The following is a 20102-nucleotide window of genomic DNA, read 5'->3' on the forward strand; positions in this document are numbered from 1 at the left end:
GCACCTCTCAGTTAAATCTGGGCGTGCGGCTTTCACCGCACCCAGCTTCCGATGTTCTCAGCTTGCGCCTTTGCTCATGTGTTTGTAATCGTGGCAACTCTCATGAATTGCTTCAAGATTATTTTTCTTCCAGTTGGCGTGATTTCCATCAATGTGATGCAGATGAATCCGTTCTTTATCGATGAATTTTAAACCGCAGGAAGCACATCTATGGTTTTGCTTCTTAAGAGCTTTAGAGGTTTCGCCATCATAGAGCTTACTATTACGTTCACTCCAGTAGGCTGTATCTCCGTCATAGGGGGATTTTGTTCCTTTGACCATGACGTGTTTATTTTCGGAGTAGGAAACTGCTGGGAATGCCTTTTTTATTAGCTCCTGGCATTTGTGACGATTTTGCTTGGTTTCCTTGTTGAATACCTTGAAAGCTCTATGATTGATGTGCCATAAGGAGAACCTTGACCCATCCATCTTGCAGAACTTATGGTAATTTCTCCACCCTCTAACTACCGGGGCTAATTTCTCAGCCTTTGTGGTAGCACCATAATTCGAGTTGTTGACGATGTGTTTTACTTTCTTACGGAATGCTTTGAAGTTGTCCACTGAGGGAGTGCTTCTGAACTTTCCATTGCTCTGCACTTTGAAGTGCCAGCCGAGGAAATCAAACCCATCTGTCGCGGCGGTAACTTTGGTTTTCTTTTGGCTTACATTCATTCCGCGTTTGCGGAGGAACTCGCTGATTCTTTCAAGTATCTCTGTCGCATCATCTTCGGGTCGGAGTATAATAACCATGTCATCCGCGTATCGGATTGATGGTTCTTTCCAGCGTCTCTTTTTATCTTCGTATCTGTGTATACTCTCAATCCCGTTGAGTGCGATATTAGCTAATAGTGGGCTAACTACTCCCCCTTGAGGTGTACCCTGTTCGGGGAATTCTGGGTTGACTCCCGCCTTGAGGCATCGGAAGATACCGAGTTTTAAGCCTTTTGGGGCAATGAGTTCGTCCATTATCGTTGAGTGGTTAATCCTGTCGAAGCACTTTTCAATGTCGAGTTCGATTACTCGTTTTTCTATTCCGTTGGCATTGGAGTTAAGGTTTGCAAAGATGTACATTTGTGCATCATGGGCAGAGCGCCCAGTTCTAAACCCGTAACTTCTGGCGTGGAAAGTGGCTTCGTGTGCTGGTTCGATTGCATATTTTGCGAGGCATTGCCAAGCTCTATCCGCGATGGTAGGTATTTTAAGCATTCTGGTAGTCCCGTCCTTCTTAGGGATGGGGATTTCTCGTAGTGCTTGATGCTTCCAATTTCCACTGTTCGTTCTCAGTAGTTCTTCAAGTTTGAAGCGTTCTTCAGATAAGAGGGATTTTTTACCATCAATACCAGCCGTCTTTTTACCAGCATTTAGCTGAGATACTTGTCTTATTGCAAGAAATCGAGCCGAGGTGGATTTGAGAATAAGCTTTTGGAGTGACCGAGCTTTCCGCTTGTCTCCAACAAGAACCGCTTTGTACACGCGCTTTTGAAGGCGGAAAAGGTTACGGCGGAATTTCTTCCACGGTAGGGCTTTCCAAGATTCACTAGTATGTCTACTGTGTCTAATCATTTTCTCTTCTGGAGTTTGTGTATTCTGAACACCTCAGACCAATTACGGTCTGTCCTACCCGAATTGTGGGAATTCCTCCGCTCGTCTGGACTACTTGGGGTTCGACTGCCCCTAGACCCACAATTCGTTTTTATTCGTTCCCTCGGAGAGATTGATTGTTCCGTTAGATGTAGCCAATTTGACTGCTGGATTCCCTGGACTCTTTGCCGTTTTCGGGAAACTGTTCGGCGGGAATGAAGCTCCAGTGCGGTCAGGGATTTTGTGTTGCGCCCTGCCGATGACTAAGTCACTTTTTTAGGCTCTGTTTCATCGTAGGAACTCCCTGTTAGCGCCAGTGTCAACCCGCAACGGTCGTCTGATTGCGCCCTGTTCCCAGCTTCACTCTACAAGAACCGAGCTTGTTCAGTGTGGGCAGATAAGGAGTCAATTCTGAGTCTGAATGGCAAGATTTGCACTTGCATCTGACCGAGAGTTCAGCCTTTGGTGACAGTAATCTGTTGTCGGGCTGGCTTAGTTATGTTCGGACTGAGTACCGAGATTCACTAGGCAACGAATCGCACATTCCCAGTCATAGACTGGGAATTGCCTTTGCGATCGCTTACGATAGCTACGTTGATGTCCATCCAGAAGTAGCTGCCTTAGTCAAAGCCACAGTTGATATTTTTGCGATTGGAATTGAATACAAATGTTTTCAAGTAATCAAAAAGGCAATGAGCAAAATTTTTATATTAAATTCCTTACTGTTGCTTTCTCAAATACCCAATCCAGAAGCAAAATTTTTAGATTTAAAAAATAAACTAGAAAAGAAAGGGTTTCAGGTAATCATTGCACTACCGCCAAAGCGAGGAGCTTATGGGTTACTAAGAGAAGCTGATAAAAAAATCTGGATTAATCCCGTAGTGTTTGAGTTACATATTGGGACTCAAACACTAATCCATGAAACTGTTCATGCAGCACAGGTATGTGCCGGAAAAGGAAAAATAAAAACTTTAGGTTTACACATTCAACCAATCAATTATGCTCGACCGTTTTTTAGCCACTATACCGATGTCAAACGACAAGATTTAGAAAAAGAAGCCTATGCGGTGCAAACTCAACCTAATAGTTTTGAATTAGCTGTATCTCTTCTTCAAGAACACTGTAAATAGCTAGTTTTTAGATGGAAAAGCTGAAGCACCATTATTTAAGTGCTTTGTAATAAAAAGTGTTGAGTGTTGTGGAATAAGAATATTGAGTGCAAAGAATGCTTTAAAAAATGGATTGGTTAATGATTTTTTAGTACAAAAAACAATAAAGATGCTTTGCAGTAGTTAAAAAGTAATTTTAATGTCGAAGTAATCATAGTAAAGTAAATAATACTCCTTAATTTAAACTCCAATTCTCTGTTGTCAAGGCTTTATTTGAGTTGTCAGTACATTGTCAAAGTTTTGACTTCCCTAAGCTCCAGGAATTTGCTGTTTTCTCATAAATGATTTAGGATTGCTATAGCTTAGATTTTGACTTTCTAAAACTTTTCAAACACTCTCTAACAAATATTGGCGTATTGTATTTGCTTCTGTCACTGAACCAACTAAGGCTTTAATTAAAGCGGCTTGAGGCCGATAGCGGAGTAACTCTAATGTTGATGGAACCCAAATCGGTACAGGTCTGAATGTCCCTTGGGCTTTATCAAGGAGAAGATTCATTGCTTCTACATTGCCCACCTTATAAAACGGACGTTTTGACATAACGTGTGATAAGTTATCAATCATACGGTATTCTAAAGTTTTTCCTTTGCGTTCGACCGCAAAATGTTCACCACGAGTAAATTTCTTGTGGACAAGAAATAAATATTCTGGATGGCAAGATGCAAAACACTGTAAACTTTCTTTAGTAAAAGATGCATCACTGCGAAAGTATTCTCCGTCTAAATTAACAAGGCAAAAATAATGTTTAATATCTTTAGTAACTTTAAATCGGTAAGCAGGTGGTAGAAAGGGTATTAAGTATTCAGCCGCTACATTAGCTTCACCATAGTTAGCTTCAATTCCCATTGCTCGTAACAATGCTACTTGGAGATTAGCTTTAGTAGTACACATTCCAAAACCAAGTTCCAGCGTTTGTGATGCTTTGACATACCAAAAACCAAATCGATAAGGCATTGTGCGGACATAATCCCATACATTAATGGCTGATTCCCAATCGTCCTTGCCCTTCAATAGCTCAGCAGTATAGCGAATGGAAGGGTGGTCAAAATCACAATGGTTAGTAGCAATATCAGATGCTACTTTGAACTCCTCCGTAAATTCCATCATTCTCATCTCCATGTAAGGAGCAATTCCAATAAGTAAGTGAGTCATCAAAATTGTTATTTCAATATCATCTGTTTGAAATAATTTATTTCGTCTAACGCGCCACAAAACACAACCTTTCTCTCCCACTTTCACTGTTTCAATACGGTCACTACCCAAAAGAAACCCAATCTCTCCAATAAAATCTCCAGGACCAATCCAAATTTTTATATTTCCATAGTAAAAATACACTTCACCTTCAAGTGTTATATACATATATTCTGATTTGTCCCCATCACTATAAAGTAGCTGATTCGGCTCCAAAATAATTTGTTCACCTAACCATTGAATTTTGAAAAGTATTTGAGGGGAAATCATCGTAGATAATTTTGTTTCAGATAGCATTTCTTTCTCCAAATGTAAGCTCGACTTTATCCATTTAGGCAGCATAGCCCAAGGTATCGGTCAAACGTTCCAAGAGAATACGCGGAATTTTTACTATCCTGGTTGGTAACATTGACCGAGAAAAAAACAATAGCACGCAAAGACCCTTCAAGAGCCATACAGACCCCATTATCAAAGTAGGAGCGAGATCACCAGAGATCACCCCCCCTGTCCCTGCCCTGCCTCCCCCTCCCCCAAGCAAGCTAAGGAGAAAACCAAAGAGGGGTATTAGTCACGCAGAGTACATAGGATTCAGATTTGATTTTTGAAAACATACTGAGACTGAAAAGCCTGTTTTATAAGGGTTTTATCTAAAATCACCTCCGATTAAATGCATCCTTTATTGACTGCGATGTTCTCCCATTATTGAGCTAACTCTGTGGTGCAAACAAGGCTTGCTTAAGCTGCTGACAAGCCTTTTCTATTGCATCTATACTACCTGGATTTACCAAACCAAAATAATCAAACACATAGACTCGGTTATTTTTAGTTGCTTGCAGTTGTTGCCAAAAAGCTTCCTTTTTCAAAGAATCTAAAAGTGCCGCTTCCGAATTTACTTGTGGAGGATTAACTAAAATTATCACCTCTGGATTTGCTTCTAAAACTTTCTCCGCCGAAAGCGTCACATAGCCGCCAACTGGACTTTTTCCTTGTAAATCTGCTGCGATATTTTTCGCCTGAAATTTCGCCAGCAAATCTCCTGCCCAACTGTTTTTATTCGGCGCTAAAATTGGTTGACGACTAACCAGCGCTAGAGTAGAAGGACTCTGAGTTGACTTATCTGGCAAGAAAGTTTTATAACGATTTAACAAAAGCTGAGGATCGGCATTAATTGACTGAGCCAGTGTCTTTGTAAGTTCTTCTAAAGATTTCCAGCTATTCACCTTAGTGAGCAAAGTTTGAATTCCTAGCTGCTGAAGTTTTTGAATTGGAATGTTAGAAAAACCTTCAGCACCAATAACTAAATCTGGTTTGAGTGCTACCACTTTCTCTAAATTTGGCGGACTTTGACCTTCGCTAACGCGGGGAATATCCTTAAATCTTGAGTCATTCTTAAATAATTTGCTACCAGTGATTCCAACAACTTTTGTTTGATCAAGTCGAGAGATAATATCAGCCGATAGAGAAGAAAGAGCAACCACTCTTTTTGCCGATTCTTTTGGTAATTGCTGAGAATTCGTGTTAGTCGCCTCAGTGGTATTTTCCACTTTTGTTTGTAGTTGCTGAGTATTTGCAGTGGTGCAAGCAACTAAAACTATACTCAACAAAATTACGAAAGCAGATAAAAGCCAACGACGATACATATTAAAATTCCTTATATGAGTAATAATAATAAAATATTAGCATTCGTAATTTGTAATTACTAATGATGCTATCGGTTTAATTACGAATTACGAATTACAAATTAGTAATGTAATTCTTCCAATCCCCAATCAAACTTACTTCGTCTCCATCCAATTTTCACCAACACGCGCCTCTACCAATAACGGCACACTCAACTGTACTGCATTTTCCATCACCGACTTAATTTGCAGTTGTAATTCTTCCCACTCATCAGGAGGAATTTCAAACACTAATTCATCGTGAACTTGCAACAACAAACGCGCCTGATATTTCTTCAAAATTTCATGCAATCTCACCATTGCAATTTTGATAATATCAGCGTTGGAACCTTGAATTGGTGCATTAGCAGCGGAGCGTAATAAACCTGCATCAAAAGCACCCAAATTCTTCAATTTACTCAGATGGATATCTTCAGGATTACTGCCTTTTAATTTGCGTAAACTGTTATTAGTAAAGTCAAAATAACGACGGCGACCGAAAATAGTTTCTACATAACCAAGAGCGATCGCTTCTTTTTTGACTCGCTCCAAATATGCAAATACTTTAGGATATCGTTCATTAAAGCGCTTAATGAACTCATTGGCAATGGTCTTATCTATCCCAGTTGAGCGTGAAAATCTTAGAGAACCCATTCCATAAATCACACCAAAATTGATAGTTTTTGCCATCCCTCGTTCTTCTGATGTGATATTTTCTTTTTCAAAGACTAAGCGCGCGGTAACAGTGTGAACATCTTCATTTTGCTGATATGCTTGCACTAATATCGGCTCTTGACTCAAATGAGCCAAAATCCGTAATTCAATTTGTGAGTAATCAGCAGCCACCATTAACCAGCCAGGTTCAGGCAAAAATGCCTTCCGAATTTGGCGACTAAAAGCTGTACGAATGGGAATATTTTGCAAATTCGGATTAGAAGAAGATAATCTACCAGTTGATGTTGCTGCTTGATTAAAATCAGTATGCACTCGCTGGGTATCTGGACGCACTAATGCAGGTAATGCATCAACATAAGTAGACTTTAATTTAGATAGGGTGCGATACTCAACGATCGCTTCAACAAATCCAGTGTTATCATCTTCTTGAAGTTTTTCTAATGTTGCTGCGTCTGTAGAGTAGCCCGTTTGAATTTTACGAGAATGTCTGGTGCTTAATCCCAATTTTTCAAACAGAATTTGGCTCAATTGCTTAGGAGAACCCAAGTTAAAATTTTCCCCAGCTATTTCAGTTGCTTCCTTTTTTAACCTGGCTAACTCTGTTTCTAAATGCTGCGAAAGTTCTTGTAAATAAGCTGAATTAATCCGAACACCTGTATATTCCATTTGAGCTAAAACTGCTTCTAGCGGCTGTTCCACTTCCGCTAATAGCTTAGATAAAGCTGGAATTGTATCCAGTTCCTCACGCAGTTTCGACACTAAACCAAAGGTAGAATAAGCATCCATCCCGCAGTAATCTGCGACGGCGTGAATATCTATATCAGCTATAGTTTTACCTTTAGGAACTAAATCTAAGTAACTTTTTGCTATCAATCCCAAATATCGCTGCGACAAATCCATCAAGTTATGACTTGAATCTGGATTTAGAATATAACTTGCCAGCATGGGATCAAACACCACTCCCGCCAAATTAATTCCTTGACATCTGAGAACTAAGCGGTCAAATTTGGCATTCTGTAAAGCTTTGGGATAATCGGCACTTTCAAGAATTGGACGTAGTGTTTCTAGCACCAAATCTTTATGCAAATTTTCCCCAGTTTTGTGCCCCAAAGGAATATAGGCTACCTCATCTGGTTTCGTTCCCCAGCAGCAACCAATTCCTACTAACTCAGCATCTCTTGGCTCTAAATCGGTGGTTTCAGTGTCCCAAGCAACGGGAGTTTCTGGATTAGTGAATTTTTGTAAAATTTTCACTAACTCAGTTAATTTTGCTTCGGTGTTGATGATGCGTGGTGTAATTGGGGAAGTAGATTGTTGTGTAACTGCTGCTGTATCGCTAGCACTGAAAAACCACAAATTATTATCTTCATTAGAGTTTAATTCTGAATTAGTATTGGGATTAGTTGGGTCTGTTTTGGCTTCTTGTTTTTCTTCAACTTTGCCACCAAAACGTTGCTGGAGGTCGTTGATTTTGCCTAAAAAAGACTTAAATTCTAATTTTTCTAAAATTGGTGATAAAACGCTTGTATCAAACCCTTTTAATTTACAATCTTCTAAATCAAATTCTATAGGAACATCTAAAACTATAGTTGCCAAATAGCGAGACTTTTCGGCATCTTCTTTACCTGCTGCCAGTTTTTTCTGAGTTGCGCCTTTAATTTCATCTAACGCAGCATAAACATTCTCAAGTGAACCATAGGTATTCAGCAGTTGCACCGCTGTTTTTTCCCCAATTCCCTTGACACCAGGAATATTATCTGATTTATCACCACAAAGAGCTTTGAAATCAACAATTTGTGAAGGTAAAACGCCCATTTTTTCTTTGACTTGTTCTGCTTCAAATTCAGTGATGCTATTTGTAGAGCGCTTTAGGGCATCTGGACTAAAATTCAGAACAGTGATTTCTTTATCAGAGTCGATCAGTTGAAATAAATCGCGATCGCCAGTCAAAATCTTCACCCTATACCCAGCCGCAGTTACTCGTTGTGCTAAGGTTCCCAAAACATCATCAGCCTCATAACCGGGGGCAGTGAAAAAGGGTAGATTAAAGCCATTCAGCAACTCATGCAGGTTTTCTAAGTCGGGAATAAAGTCTTCTGGCGTTTCCGGGCGATCGGCTTTATAAGTATCGTCAGCTTCGTGGCGAAAAGTTGCCTCAGCCAAATCAAAAGCGATCGCCATTGCTTGGGGCTGTTGTGTTGCCATTACCTCCAGCAGGCACTTCACAAAACCAAAACATATACTGGTGGGAATGCCTGTTTTGGTACGCAGTCCTCCATCTCGCCCTTTGGCGAAAGCAAAGTATGAACGATAAGCCAGCGAGTGCCCATCTACGAGGATGAAGGTGGGGCGTGTTGCAGTTGCAGAAGTGAAGGTTTCAGACATAGCCCTATTTTAGCCAGAAGCTTTGTCACATAGTTAGCAATTTCAGATGCTCGTTCAGCTTGGCTTTGGTGACAATAGCCCAGTTTTGTATCCCTGCTATTAATAAGTATAATTTTAGACTAAGTAACATTTATGCATTTACAGCTTTAGTACGGAAGCCAAGTAGAACCACCTTTTGCCAGGGATACCAGCCCTATTAAGTACGTGAGTATAAACATAGTAACTAGCTCCCCAACTTATCATCTTAATTGTGTTACTCAGCATCTTCACGGTAAGAAAATTGGGTTCTCTAGTCAACCCAATTTTTTCTACTACTCCCCACTGGTCGCTAGAGCCTGTTAACCTCTTACTGGAACTTAAAATCTAGGAAATTATGCAGAAAGCATCTACTGACAATCAGGCTGCTGCAAAAGATATTAAACTACTAGTTTTGGATATAGATGGCACGATCGCTGGACACTCTAACACTATCAGCAAACCTGTAAAGCAAGCCATTGTTGCAGCGCAAGCACGAGGAATTCAAGTGGCGATCGCTACAGGTAGAATGTATTGTTCAGCCTTGCGCTTCCACCAAGATATCGGCTCTACCTTACCATTAATGGCCTATCAAGGAGCCTGGATTCAAGACCCAATTACCCAAAAAATTCATCGCCATTGGGTTGTTTCCAGAGAAATCGCCCACCAGTTACTCGACTATTTTGAAAAGCCGGAGTTGCGATCACTTCTATCTGTTCACTTTTACATCAACGATCAACTATACGTCCGTGAGTTAACCAGAGAAACCAAAATTTATGCAGAACGTTCTGGTGTTATCCCGATTCCTGTGGGTGATTTGCGTCAAGCCTTAACGAATGAACCGACAAAAATTCTTGCATTGTCTGATGACATTGATGTAATCGACAAGCTATTGGGAAATTTGCGCCGCCAATATACACCTGCTGAACTTTATCTGACGACATCTGTTGCTACCTTTTTTGAAGCAACTAACGCCTCTGTAAATAAGGGAACTGCTGTACGTTACCTAGCCGAAGAATTGCTGGGATTACAATTAGCCAACGTTATGGCGATTGGCGATAACTTCAATGATGTGGAAATGCTGGAGTATGTTGGACTTGGTGTCGCTATGGGCAACGCACCAGCAGGAGTGCAAGCGATCGCAAAGTGGGTAGCTCCTAGCGTAGAGGAAGATGGGGCAGCAGTAGCAATTGAAAAGTTTTTGCTGTAGTTGAAGGCATTTTTTCAAATCTAACCCATACAAATCAGAAAGGACACCGACGACTGGCCGTGTTTCGTCTCGGTGCCCCTGCTGGTTCGCTCCTCACACACCTGCTAATGTATCTGAGGTAGTGCATTGAGTCAATAGCTATATAAAAAGTTTTTATTTTTGCCTAAGCGACATTACCGATTTATAACTCCAAAGGCGCAAAAACCCCCAGATTTTCCTCTAGGACAAATTTTAATACTGACTGAGTAGCCATGAGCAATCCGAGTCTAGCTTGGGCTAGTTCTGGTGAGGTAATTTTCACCTCACCCCAAATCCGGCAATTAGACCAAAACTTTTCAAAAGCTTGGCTCAAATTCAGCGCTACTTTTTCCCATTTCACAGAACCGCTAACATCAGGGCACTCTATGTTGTCTACCACTTGTATTAACTCGCCAATTAGACGACGCTCATCTGGGTGATTTAGCTGCAATATTCCGTCGCAATTAAGCCAAGGTAGGGGGTTAGGAAAAATAACATCCCAAAAAGCTGGACTAGTATTTGGAACTGGTTCTCTAAGTTTAATCAATCCCTCTCGATGAGCCAGCAGCACTAGCGAACAGCAGCGTGCATGAGCATATTCAACAGCAAACAATGAATTGGTTATTGGGGATTGGGCATCAATTGTCTCCTCTGCTCCCCTGCTCCCCTGCTCCCCTGCTCTCCCCGAACTCCCAATTACGAGACTTTGTAACCAAGTCGCTAAGGTTGAGTGAGTTAATTCAAAATTTATCCAACCAGGGGGAACTATTTGGATGCTAAAAACGCCCTCACAAATCCCTGATAAATCTGAAGCGATCGCACTGGCAAGCTCCATCGCTTTTCGATTCTGAGATTTTGATAGTCGCAGAGACACACTTGAGGTATAGAAAACTCTCTTATCATCTCTACCTTTATGTAGAGTAATTTTTTCGTCTTTTATGCATCTATCTTCTATCCTGTAAGTATCAATGCTTATTGATTTTATTATATAACTATATAATAGCTGTTTGATTGACGTATATTTGCTAACTGGTAATTTATAATGCACGTAATATTATTTAAATAGTCATGTAAGATATATTTGTTACATTTTTGCCATCTATCTTGCGGTATAAATTTAATTTAGATGAAGAAAAATGAGAAGAGGATAAAATTTGATGAATAATCGATGAATAGTAAGTAAACTTTACTACCACCATTGTACAGTAGGAAGTATAACAAAAGAGTAGAGAGTAATTTGCTTTCTATTCTTTGGATTGGCTGGCGCTGTTAGGCGTTAAGCCTGCCTCGTCAACACAAAGACACTCCTTGCACCCTTTTATTTACGTCTTTGTCTTCAGCCGAACGCTCTTTGTTACCTATGCAATCTCCATCCTCCTTTTCTGAGGCATCACGGCCTTTTTTGACTTGGCAACGCATTCTTGACTGGGCTCAAGAACACTATCGCTGCCGCACCTTTAGCAAAGATGAGCGCATTCCAGCCCGGCCTGGATTGCTATATTTGGTACAAAGGGGTGCGATCCGCATGGTAGGAACCGCCCAAGTTAGTGCGACTGCCAGTCAGCTAACGTCTCGACGAATTAACAGAACCCCAGAAGAAGCGTTCTTGGGTTTTGTGGGAGCGGGACAGCCATTTGAAATTGTTGCTCAGTCACCATTCACACTCCAGGCTTATGCCCATGTCGATCAAACTGCGGTGCTGTGGATGTACTGGCATGATTTAGACAACTGGCCTCACTTCCGTCGCGAAGTTATGGATGCCTTTAGGTATCAGCACCAGCGTAAGCTGCTGTGGCTGAGTGCCTTGGGACAACGCCGCACAATTGACCGACTCTTAGGATTTCTCACATTGTTAATTGAGGAATATGGAGAGCCAGCAATGAGCGACACTGATCCTGATGTGATTCGCGGTTATTGTCTGCCCTTTCCCCTCACCCATGCCCAAATTGGTAGCGCGATTGGTTCTACTCGTGTCACTGTCACCCGCTTGATGGGTAAGCTGCGTCAACGTGGTTTAATCCTGACTCAAGGCGATAATCTAATATGCTTGCCAGCAGAGTCGATTAATAGAGCTGGTTAAGGTACAGTTCAGAGCGGCGATTTCCGCCACTCTGTCTTGAATGCGATGGGCTACGCCCCGCCGGAGGCGATCGCTCTTGTCAGCGAATTTTGACAAATCCCGCTTGGGAAATCAGTTCCTGTCCCTGCTCAGTCAGCAGTAAGTTGGCGTAAGCGACACCTGCTTGCTGCTCAGTCTGACCATTCTGTTTGACCACCACAAACAGATTGCGGGTAATCGGGTATTTTCCTGATTGGAAAGCCTCAATGTTCAACTTGTTCCGTTTACCAGGACATTCAGACGGGAGGACAGAAGGTTCTTGGTATGGAGCAATGTATTGCCCTTGCGTGCGCCCCAACGGCAAGGCCTTGATTGAGCATTGAGGAATCACCTCTGGGGCAGAAGCGTAGTAGATGCTACCAGGACTATTAGCCAATTTTTGCAAGGCTTGGGTGGTTGTGGAGATAAATTCTACATTGGAGCTGAAAGCTTGACCACCCAAGATGTCTTGGACAAAAAGTTCGACAGTACCGCCATCAGCAATGCGGCGGGAATAGGGCTTTATCGGGATATTGGAACCGCCCACCTGGCTCCAATTATTGATTTTGCCTGTATAAATTGACTTTAACTGTTCTATCGTTAGTCCTGGGATATTGAGATTGGGGTTAACTGCAACCGCTAAACCATCAATTGCCACAGGAATTTGTTTCAAACTGAACCCACGCTGTTGGGCATGGCTTAATTCTTGATCTAGAACTGGTCGGGAGGACTGGGCAAAGGCTAGTTGACCATCTATCAGGGACTGAATGCCAGTACCAGAACCAGGAGATGCATTGCTGGGTTCTACATAGCGCATCCGTAACTCTGGCCGCGCGGCTTGAATTACTGGATCAACTACTAATCGAATTGGTGCCCAAGATGTACTGCCTCCGTAATTGAATAATCCTGTAGGAACATCCTTTACTGAAGTGAAAGTATTGCCACTAGGTTGTTCCGATCCGGTTTGGGGCGTTTTGGTGTTACCAGAATTAATTGTATTTAGATCGACACCAGATTTTCTAGTAAACCACCAAAAACCGCCAGCTATTAGCCCGACGGTGATTAGGATGGATAATACAAGAATAGTTGTTTCATTTTTTTGGGACATAGTATAATTACCCGCGCGTCCATTCAATATAAGTGCTTGACTTAATAAGTGCTTGCTACTTGAGATTGTATTTGGAGGACGGGTGTTTTATTAAAAATGCAGACAAATCCTCACTTCTGACTACTTTAAAAACCAAGGTATAATAAATTTCCTCTGGATTATTCGTCTCTTTTCTCAAGGCTTGAGTGTTGGTGAGGATAAGTTGTTAGTTGATATTAAGATTTTTCCCGATAAAGCTCAATTTCTCATCTTGAGGGTTTTTCCAGGTTAACGCTTGGTTAATTTTTAATTTTTTATTGCTGATTAACGCACTGGTTCAAAGTCATAACCGGTGCGAGAGCGAGAACCAGGAACAATTTTTACAAGTTGGACTGGCGCATTGCGATCGCCTGATGCTAAAAACCGAATTGTACCAGAAGCGCCAGTGGCAGAAAAGTCAGAGGACAAGAGTGCTTGTTGGACTCCATCTCGCGTGGGATTGCGTTCTAATGCCGCAATTAGAGCGACAGTGGCATCATAACTGAGGGCACTTCGCCAACTCACATCAGCGCCCCATAATTGCCGCGATTTCTGGGGAAAATCTGACTTCGGATCGCTATCAATATGCCAGGGAACTGCTAATACCATCCCCACAGCTTGTTCTCTACCAATTTCCAAAGTTTTAGCGGTGTAAACATCATCTCCCCCCAGCAGAGTTAATCGTTTCTGGTTAATTTGAACTACTTGCAGTGCTTTATCGAGAGTTTCAGTATTAGCAGCTAACATCAACACTTCTGCACCTTGCTTCGTTGCTTGTTCTACGCTTTTAGCCGCGCTAAAATCCGCCCTGGATAAGTCAAATTCACTGGCTACCTGTCCACCCTCTAAGGAAACGGATGAGACAAACTCTGACTTTAAAGACTGGCTATAGTTACTCTGAGAATTAAAGAAAACCACTGCATTTTTTTTCTGCAAGGTTCTCACCATGTAGTTGGCTAAAGTTCTCGCAGCCATAAAATCACTGGGAACTGTGCGAAAAACGTAGTGGCTAAAGTTAGAAATTTTGACAGATGTACTAGTCGGAGATATGGCTACAAGTTGTCCAGACGTATAGATAGCACCTGCGGCTAAGGTGGAATCGCTGGTATTCGGCCCAACTACACCCAATACTTCGGAATTGCTGACTAGGGTAGAAGCAATTTGCTTGGAGATTTCTGGATTGTCGTCGTCGTTAGCTATCCCTACCCTCAACGGTACTCCCTTGACTCCTCCAGAGCTATTGACTTGATTTTGAGCTTGGGCTATCCCACGTAAAATTTCTAGAGAAACATTGGGGTCAGTGCCAAATGGTACAGAAGCCACAATGGTATAGCTCTTGGAAGAACCGATGCGGGCATTGTTAAGAAAAATTAACGTTTCTGGATCGTTTCGGTTGAGTTTTAGGGCAGCTGTGAAATTGGCGATCGCTCCATCGTAATTTTTAGTAGCGATCGCCTGTACTCCTTCTTTTTTCACAGCAGAAATGTCACCCGGAGTAAAGGCTTTTTCGCCAAAACTAATGCGGTCTTGTAAGGATGAATTGTTGCCTGGTTGTTGATTTTGAATGGTGGTATTACCAATTTTGGTCCCATTGTTAGTAAACCACCAAAAACCACCGCCAACTATACCAACTGTCAGCAGCAGGGCTAAGGCTAAAATTGCAGTTTCATTCTTTTGTGACATGAACAAATTTGAATAAAGAAAAAATATTTATTATTTTAATTATTTGGCTAAAGTTAAGCATTTTTATCATTTAATTCTAACAAATCTAGCTTTTTTTCTCAGTTTTTGACCCTGAGGTATCAACAGCCAATTTGCGCTTCACCAGCTTACTGGTCTGTTTGACCATTCTGTTTAACGATTACAAATAAATTGCGGGTATTTGGCCCATCCACTTGTTGCCAGTTCCGTTTAATTGCGCCCACTGTTCCATAAGAAACCATAGACCACCAAAGATTAAACCAATAGTGATGACAACGGCTAAAAAAAGACTAAGTGTTTCGTTTTTCTGAGACATTATATGTAGCTGTTAGTATCAGAAATTTTTTAAAGTAAGAGAGATAGTAATTTATAAATAAGTCGAAATACAGCTGTGAATGAAATAGCTACTAAGCCTGCTCCAACTGCTAAAATCACCACTGACGGAAGGTCAAGACCTCCCCGTAAAAAGGGGATAAAAAAAATAATTGCAAAAGTAATTGTAGGAATAATTAATAAATCGAACTTTTCAATCCATCGCCGAGTTTGGGCAAAAATAAGTATACCTAAAATCAGGGCGCAAGTAATCAAAGTAACTATTGGTGATTTGACTAGACTCAAGAGGGCGATCGCGAGCAATGCACCCTCAAATCCACTAAATGCTGCCCCACCCAATAATTCCAATGTCGAAAACGCTGGCTGAGTTGGTGGACGACGGGGGACGACAGGACTAGAACCTTGAGGTGGTTGTGGCGGGAAGGTTGCAGAGGGCGAATTAAATTGTGTAGGGGCTTGAATTACCTGTGAGTTAAGTGCGCGTAGAACCTCTTGGGCTGACTGGAAGCGTTGATTAGCCGCAGGTAGCAGCATCTTGTCTAAAATGTCAGCAAGGTGAGGGTTGACACTTACTTGGGTTCGCCATTTCCACTGGTTACTATAAGCATCAAATAGTTGAATTGCTTCCTGGTTTGTTAACAAGGTAATCAGAGTTACAGCTAAAGCGTATAAATCTGTAGATGGAAATACTTGCCCACCAGCCATCTGTTCGGGCGGTGCAAATCCCATAGAATAAATTCCTGTGGAAGAAGCCGCAGAACCAGGTGCAGCATTTGTTACTTGCTTGACTGCGCCAAAGTCTAGTAAGAAAAGTTTACCATCACGACGACGCATGATGTTTGAAGGTTTGATATCTCTGTGGATAATGCCTCTGTCATGGACAAACTCTAGAACCCGCACAATTCCTTGCAACACCTCTAATACTTGCTGTTCAGAAAATTTGCCCTGTTGAATTAATTCTTCCTCTAAGGTTTGCCCATCAATATATTCTTGCACCAAGTAAAAAAATTGGTCTTGCTCTCCTGGTTGCAAGCTATTAACTATCACTGGAAAGAAAGCAAACAAGTCAGGAATTTGCTCGTGATCGTTACCAAGCTGTGCTAAAACTTCTGCCTCTCTCTCAAACATTAACTGCGCTTGTTGCAGTTGAGTTAAGGTTAAATTTCCCGATGGTTGAAACTGCTTAACCACGCATTGACGCATTCCCGGTATTCGGCGATCGCGTGCCAAAAATGCGGCTCCAAATCCGCCCCTTCCCAGCAGTTTCGTTGGCACGTATCGACCATCTAGCATCAGTGGCATACCACAGGTAGTGCAATACTTTTGCTGGGTTGTTTTCAGTGTCGTAATATCATCTAAATCGGCAAAATAGTTTTGTGGGCGCGGACAACGGGGACGAGTGCAGTAAACTTCCATTTTCGTGATTAGTCATTAGTCAAAATAATTCGTAATTGATAATACTCGCCTTCTCTAATAGATGCTACGCGAATGGCGAGAAGTAAACTGCGTAATTCGTAATTAGTTCAGGTTACATAGAAACCAAATTTATTAATCAAGAACAGGAAACTTTTTTCCGGAAGCTAAACCCCTAGCTTGCTTACAATGCCCGGCACGAACAGCGATGGGTTGATAATTACGAATTACGTTAGCGTAGCGTTAGCAAAAGAGGAGCGTCATTACGAATTATTTAGTCATTGGTCATTTACAAAAAACAAAGTCCAAATGACAAGGGACTAATAACCTGATTTTAGTCTTCACCAGATGAGGTGGGTGTTGCTACCTCCAATGTAGTTAACACTAGACTTTTTTGTGTTAATTTTAACACATCTTGATTCCATCCTGGGTTAGCAAACTGGGGCAAAATTTCTTGACTAAAGGCTTCTGCGGCTTTGGATCTATAGCGATTGGGATTACAAATCAGCCACAGCGTCCGTTTGACGACTACGCCTTCAATGGGAGTACGGTGCAAAACGCCCATTTGTAACTCTTTAGCGATCGCACTAGTTGAAACAAAGGCAGCCCCTAGACCAGATTGCACAGCATTTTTAATCGCTTCAATAGAATTCAATTCCATTTCAACTTTAAAACGTCTGGTATCGATTTCACAGCGTGCTAGCACTTGGTCAATGACTTTGCGGATAGTCGATTGGGAATCTAGGGCAATGAATTGTAATTTATACAGGTCTTCTTTCTGGATTTTTTCAAGTTTGGTAAAAGGATGAAAGACAGGTATAATCAGCGCTAGCTCATCCTCAGCGTAAGGAATCACGTCTAAAGATTCTGACAGTTCACCAGGGATTTCACCGCCGATAATTGCCAGATCGACTTGTCCGTTAGCGACACTCCAAGCAGTCCGCCGGGTAGAGTGGACGTGTAATTGTACTGCCACATCTGGATATTTTTGTCGGAACATACCGATCATTCTGGGCAAAAGATAAGTGCCAGTGGTTTGAGAAGCACCGACAATTAAAGTACCACCTTGGAGATTTTGTAAATCCTCGATGGCGCGGCAGGTTTCCTGACAGAGACTGAGGATTTTTTCACCGTAGTTTAAGAGTAGATGCCCAGCTTCGGTTAATTGGGCGCGTCGTCCTCCACGATCAAATAAGGGGACATCGAGTTGCCGTTCCAGATTTTGGACTTGCAAACTGACGGCAGGCTGGGAGACGTAAAGACTATCAGCGGCACGCTTGAAGCTTCCTTCTTGGGCGATCGCTTTCAGGATACGTAACTGATCTAAAGTGAAAGGAAGGTCAGACATAAGGCTCAACCCACAAACTTTTAAAGGAGCAGATGCACGTAATAAATCCGGTTTGACAGCAATCAGCCGGACATGATTTGTTGCATATTAAACTTGAAGGATTGACTCGAAAAAGACAGTAGCACAACATCTTGACTAAAGTCCCCTTTTGAATACTTTGTGGTATTGGTTGTACTGAATTCAGTTTTCTTTAAATTACTTCACCTGTGTATATGCTGCTGATTTCTTGGTTGACACCCAGTCATTTTGTCATACTAGGGTTACAAATAGTTTTTGCGATCGCTCACAGTGGAGGCGCTGCTTTACGCCCTTGGGCAGAAAAATACATTGGCCCAAGGTTTTATCGCATTCTCTTTGCATTAGTCAGCCTACCGTTGGCTGTGATATTAATTATTTACTTTTTTGGGCACCGTTATGATGGTTTGCAAATTTGGCAGGTACAAGGGGTGCCAGGAGTCCGAGAATTTGTTTGGCTGCTATCAGCAATCTCGTTTTTGTTTTTATATCCTGCTACCTTCAATCTACTAGAAATTGCTGCTATTCAAAAGCCCCAAGTTCATCTTTACGAAACAGGAATTATTCGGATTACCCGTCATCCTCAGATGGTAGGACAAGTAATTTGGTGTGTTGCCCATACTCTCTGGCTGGGTACTACCTTTACCCTTGTGACTTCCATTGGATTGATATTGCATCACTTGTTTGGGGTTTGGCATGGGGATCGCCGCCTGAGCGATCGTTATGGGGAAGCTTTTGAAATTGCCAAACAGCGGACTTCAATTATTCCCTTTAAAGCAATTATTGACGGACGTCAATCTCTCAAATGGCAGGAATTTTTCCGCCCTGCCTATTTGGGAGTTGCCATTTTTATAGCTTTGCTTTGGTGGTCGCACCCTCTGTTACTGGAAGCAACTAGTAGCATAGGATGGTAACTTTAGACGATCCCCAGTATCAGCAGAAAATCCGAAATAGATGGAAATTTCAGCTTATCAATTGCTCAAAATCAATGTAGGATAAATTCAAACATCTATCAGTGGGGGGTGCATTCAGTCAGCTTGAGATTTTATATTGGTAGTCGTTGGTCAGTTGCCTTTCCTTGAAAGAAAGTGGCAGATTCAGTCAAATCCCCAGGCGGTCACGGCAATCAGGAGTTTAACATTCAAAAAAGCCAACGCGACTTCTAAGGTCGCTTTTCAGTCAGAGACACATTAACTCGCTCAATTTTTGCCAATTATTCTGTGTCCTGAATGCATCTATACGGCAGTTACTGACTTGCCAATCCTCCACTGAAGCAGTAGCTGAGTCCTGAGTCCTGAGTAAAAGCAAGCAACTTAGTATTCATTAGCTTGGCAATTAGTCCCAATCCTTGCTTTACTCTAAAAGAAAAAGAAACGAGTTCCTCATTCAATCCGCTAACTTTAGTTATGGACTTCTACTCAGCAACCAGAACTCGGAACTCAGCACTACTCAATTCAGTACTGATAGCTAGTTTGATATAAAAACCTTATAATCCAAGAGGCGTCATGGTGTTGTCGGTTAGTGAGCGGACATTTACTCAAGAAGTTTTAGAATCACCTATTCCTGTTTTAGTTAACTTTGAAGCACCTTGGTGTGGCTTGTGTCGAGTTATACACCCACTATTGTTGCAATTTCAAGCCCAGTGCGGGAATGAAATTAAATTAGTCGGGGTTAACGCCGATCAAAATTTTAAATTGTCTACTACCTATAGGCTAAAATCACTACCCACTTTACTATTGATTGAAAATGGCACTATTCGCCATCGCTTGGAATGCTTTCGCGGCAGAGAAGATTTACGTCTAGCTTTAGAAGAGATTAAAGCCAGCTACAGCAATTACCCCAAAATCTACAAAAGTTCAAAAACAGTGGACTTAGAGTATCGGTCAGCTTGATGGACATTGGGCATTGGGGAGCCAGCGCAGTGGGCGGGTTTCCCGACTTGAGGCGACTGGCGTCATTGGGCATGGGGCAAATGACTAATGACAAATGACCAATGATTAATGACCAAATCTAAAACCATGCTTAATACCCCACCCAATCAGCCTTGGGTGGGTTATTTTATCCTAAAGGGTGTGTGTCACAATTATTAACAGTTTCGACACGCTAATCAAGAATTCTAAAAGTAGG

The 20102-nt window shown here is 41.8% G+C and carries 14 protein-coding genes; 5 read left to right on the forward strand and 9 right to left on the reverse strand.

Annotation, left to right across the window (positions count from 1 at the left end; translation table 11 throughout):
- Positions 1 to 57: 57 nt before the first annotated feature.
- Complete coding sequence (locus tag NLP_RS13960; protein WP_104906912.1) at positions 58 to 1602, reverse strand: group II intron reverse transcriptase/maturase; 1545 nt, start codon at positions 1600 to 1602, stop codon at positions 58 to 60.
- 455 nt (positions 1603 to 2057) lie between these two features.
- Between NLP_RS13960 and NLP_RS34910 the strand changes: the two genes are divergently transcribed.
- Positions 2058 to 2750: a hypothetical protein gene (locus tag NLP_RS34910; RefSeq protein ID WP_234017317.1), complete on the forward strand. Its 693-nt coding sequence runs from the start codon at positions 2058 to 2060 to the stop codon at positions 2748 to 2750.
- A gap of 366 nt (positions 2751 to 3116) precedes the next feature.
- On the opposite strand, the gene NLP_RS13970 is transcribed toward NLP_RS34910, so the two are convergent.
- The 3 genes from NLP_RS13970 to polA form a co-directional block, all read right to left on the reverse strand.
- Entirely contained in the window at positions 3117 to 4277 is a 1161-nt protein-coding gene (locus NLP_RS13970; RefSeq protein ID WP_158680374.1) for a cyclic nucleotide-binding domain-containing protein, read from the reverse strand.
- 410 nt (positions 4278 to 4687) lie between these two features.
- The gene (locus tag NLP_RS13975; protein WP_104906914.1) at positions 4688 to 5620 is read right to left on the reverse strand and encodes an ABC transporter substrate-binding protein; all 933 of its coding nucleotides are present in this window, start codon (positions 5618 to 5620) and stop codon (positions 4688 to 4690) included.
- A 135-nt stretch (positions 5621 to 5755) separates the two neighbouring features.
- Positions 5756 to 8698: a DNA polymerase I gene (polA, locus tag NLP_RS13980; RefSeq protein ID WP_104906915.1), complete on the reverse strand. Its 2943-nt coding sequence runs from the start codon at positions 8696 to 8698 to the stop codon at positions 5756 to 5758.
- 373 nt (positions 8699 to 9071) lie between these two features.
- Here polA and NLP_RS13985 point away from each other — a divergent pair, with 373 nt between their 5' ends.
- Positions 9072 to 9923, forward strand: coding sequence for a Cof-type HAD-IIB family hydrolase (locus NLP_RS13985; protein WP_104906916.1), 852 nt, complete (start codon positions 9072 to 9074; stop codon positions 9921 to 9923).
- A 181-nt stretch (positions 9924 to 10104) separates the two neighbouring features.
- Here NLP_RS13985 and NLP_RS13990 read toward each other — a convergent pair whose 3' ends face one another.
- Positions 10105 to 10989, reverse strand: a complete 885-nt coding sequence (locus NLP_RS13990) for a DALR anticodon-binding domain-containing protein (protein ID WP_104906917.1) — start codon at positions 10987 to 10989, stop codon at positions 10105 to 10107.
- 312 nt (positions 10990 to 11301) lie between these two features.
- On the opposite strand from NLP_RS13990, the gene NLP_RS13995 reads away from it, so the two are divergent.
- The gene (locus tag NLP_RS13995; protein ID WP_012412419.1) at positions 11302 to 12021 is read left to right on the forward strand and encodes a Crp/Fnr family transcriptional regulator; all 720 of its coding nucleotides are present in this window, start codon (positions 11302 to 11304) and stop codon (positions 12019 to 12021) included.
- A gap of 79 nt (positions 12022 to 12100) precedes the next feature.
- On the opposite strand, the gene NLP_RS14000 is transcribed toward NLP_RS13995, so the two are convergent.
- The 4 genes from NLP_RS14000 to NLP_RS14020 form a co-directional block, all read right to left on the reverse strand.
- Positions 12101 to 13147, reverse strand: coding sequence for a PstS family phosphate ABC transporter substrate-binding protein (locus NLP_RS14000; RefSeq protein ID WP_104906918.1), 1047 nt, complete (start codon positions 13145 to 13147; stop codon positions 12101 to 12103).
- Positions 13148 to 13450: 303 nt separating this feature from the next.
- Positions 13451 to 14848: an ABC transporter substrate-binding protein gene (locus NLP_RS14005; protein WP_104906919.1), complete on the reverse strand. Its 1398-nt coding sequence runs from the start codon at positions 14846 to 14848 to the stop codon at positions 13451 to 13453.
- Positions 14849 to 15211: 363 nt separating this feature from the next.
- Positions 15212 to 16615 carry a serine/threonine-protein kinase gene (locus NLP_RS14015; RefSeq protein ID WP_104906920.1) on the reverse strand — a complete coding sequence of 468 codons (1404 nt, stop codon included), beginning with the start codon at positions 16613 to 16615 and terminating at the stop codon, positions 15212 to 15214.
- Positions 16616 to 16946: 331 nt separating this feature from the next.
- Positions 16947 to 17960 (reverse strand): LysR family transcriptional regulator, encoded by a 1014-nt coding sequence (locus tag NLP_RS14020; protein WP_104906921.1) that lies wholly within the window; start codon positions 17958 to 17960, stop codon positions 16947 to 16949.
- 212 nt (positions 17961 to 18172) lie between these two features.
- Here NLP_RS14020 and NLP_RS14025 point away from each other — a divergent pair, with 212 nt between their 5' ends.
- Complete coding sequence (locus tag NLP_RS14025) at positions 18173 to 18889, forward strand: NnrU family protein (RefSeq protein WP_199784822.1); 717 nt, start codon at positions 18173 to 18175, stop codon at positions 18887 to 18889.
- 591 nt (positions 18890 to 19480) lie between these two features.
- Entirely contained in the window at positions 19481 to 19867 is a 387-nt protein-coding gene (locus NLP_RS14030; protein ID WP_104906922.1) for a thioredoxin family protein, read from the forward strand.
- Positions 19868 to 20102: the final 235 nt, after the last annotated feature.

Source organism: Nostoc sp. 'Lobaria pulmonaria (5183) cyanobiont', from assembly GCF_002949795.1.
Classification (GTDB): Bacteria; Cyanobacteriota; Cyanobacteriia; order Cyanobacteriales; family Nostocaceae; genus Nostoc.

Coding starts and splice junctions, on each gene's coding strand:
- NLP_RS13960 (WP_104906912.1), bottom strand. CDS start 1,602: ATGATTAGACACAGTAGACATACTAGTGAATCTTGGAAAGCCCTACCG.
- NLP_RS13970 (WP_158680374.1), bottom strand. CDS start 4,277: ATGCTATCTGAAACAAAATTATCTACGATGATTTCCCCTCAAATACTT.
- NLP_RS13975 (WP_104906914.1), bottom strand. CDS start 5,620: ATGTATCGTCGTTGGCTTTTATCTGCTTTCGTAATTTTGTTGAGTATA.
- polA (WP_104906915.1), bottom strand. CDS start 8,698: ATGTCTGAAACCTTCACTTCTGCAACTGCAACACGCCCCACCTTCATC.
- NLP_RS13985 (WP_104906916.1), top strand. CDS start 9,072: ATGCAGAAAGCATCTACTGACAATCAGGCTGCTGCAAAAGATATTAAA.
- NLP_RS13995 (WP_012412419.1), top strand. CDS start 11,302: ATGCAATCTCCATCCTCCTTTTCTGAGGCATCACGGCCTTTTTTGACT.
- NLP_RS14000 (WP_104906918.1), bottom strand. CDS start 13,147: ATGTCCCAAAAAAATGAAACAACTATTCTTGTATTATCCATCCTAATC.
- NLP_RS14005 (WP_104906919.1), bottom strand. CDS start 14,848: ATGTCACAAAAGAATGAAACTGCAATTTTAGCCTTAGCCCTGCTGCTG.
- NLP_RS14015 (WP_104906920.1), bottom strand. CDS start 16,615: ATGGAAGTTTACTGCACTCGTCCCCGTTGTCCGCGCCCACAAAACTAT.
- NLP_RS14020 (WP_104906921.1), bottom strand. CDS start 17,960: ATGTCTGACCTTCCTTTCACTTTAGATCAGTTACGTATCCTGAAAGCG.
- NLP_RS14025 (WP_199784822.1), top strand. CDS start 18,173: ATGCTGCTGATTTCTTGGTTGACACCCAGTCATTTTGTCATACTAGGG.
- NLP_RS14030 (WP_104906922.1), top strand. CDS start 19,481: ATGGTGTTGTCGGTTAGTGAGCGGACATTTACTCAAGAAGTTTTAGAA.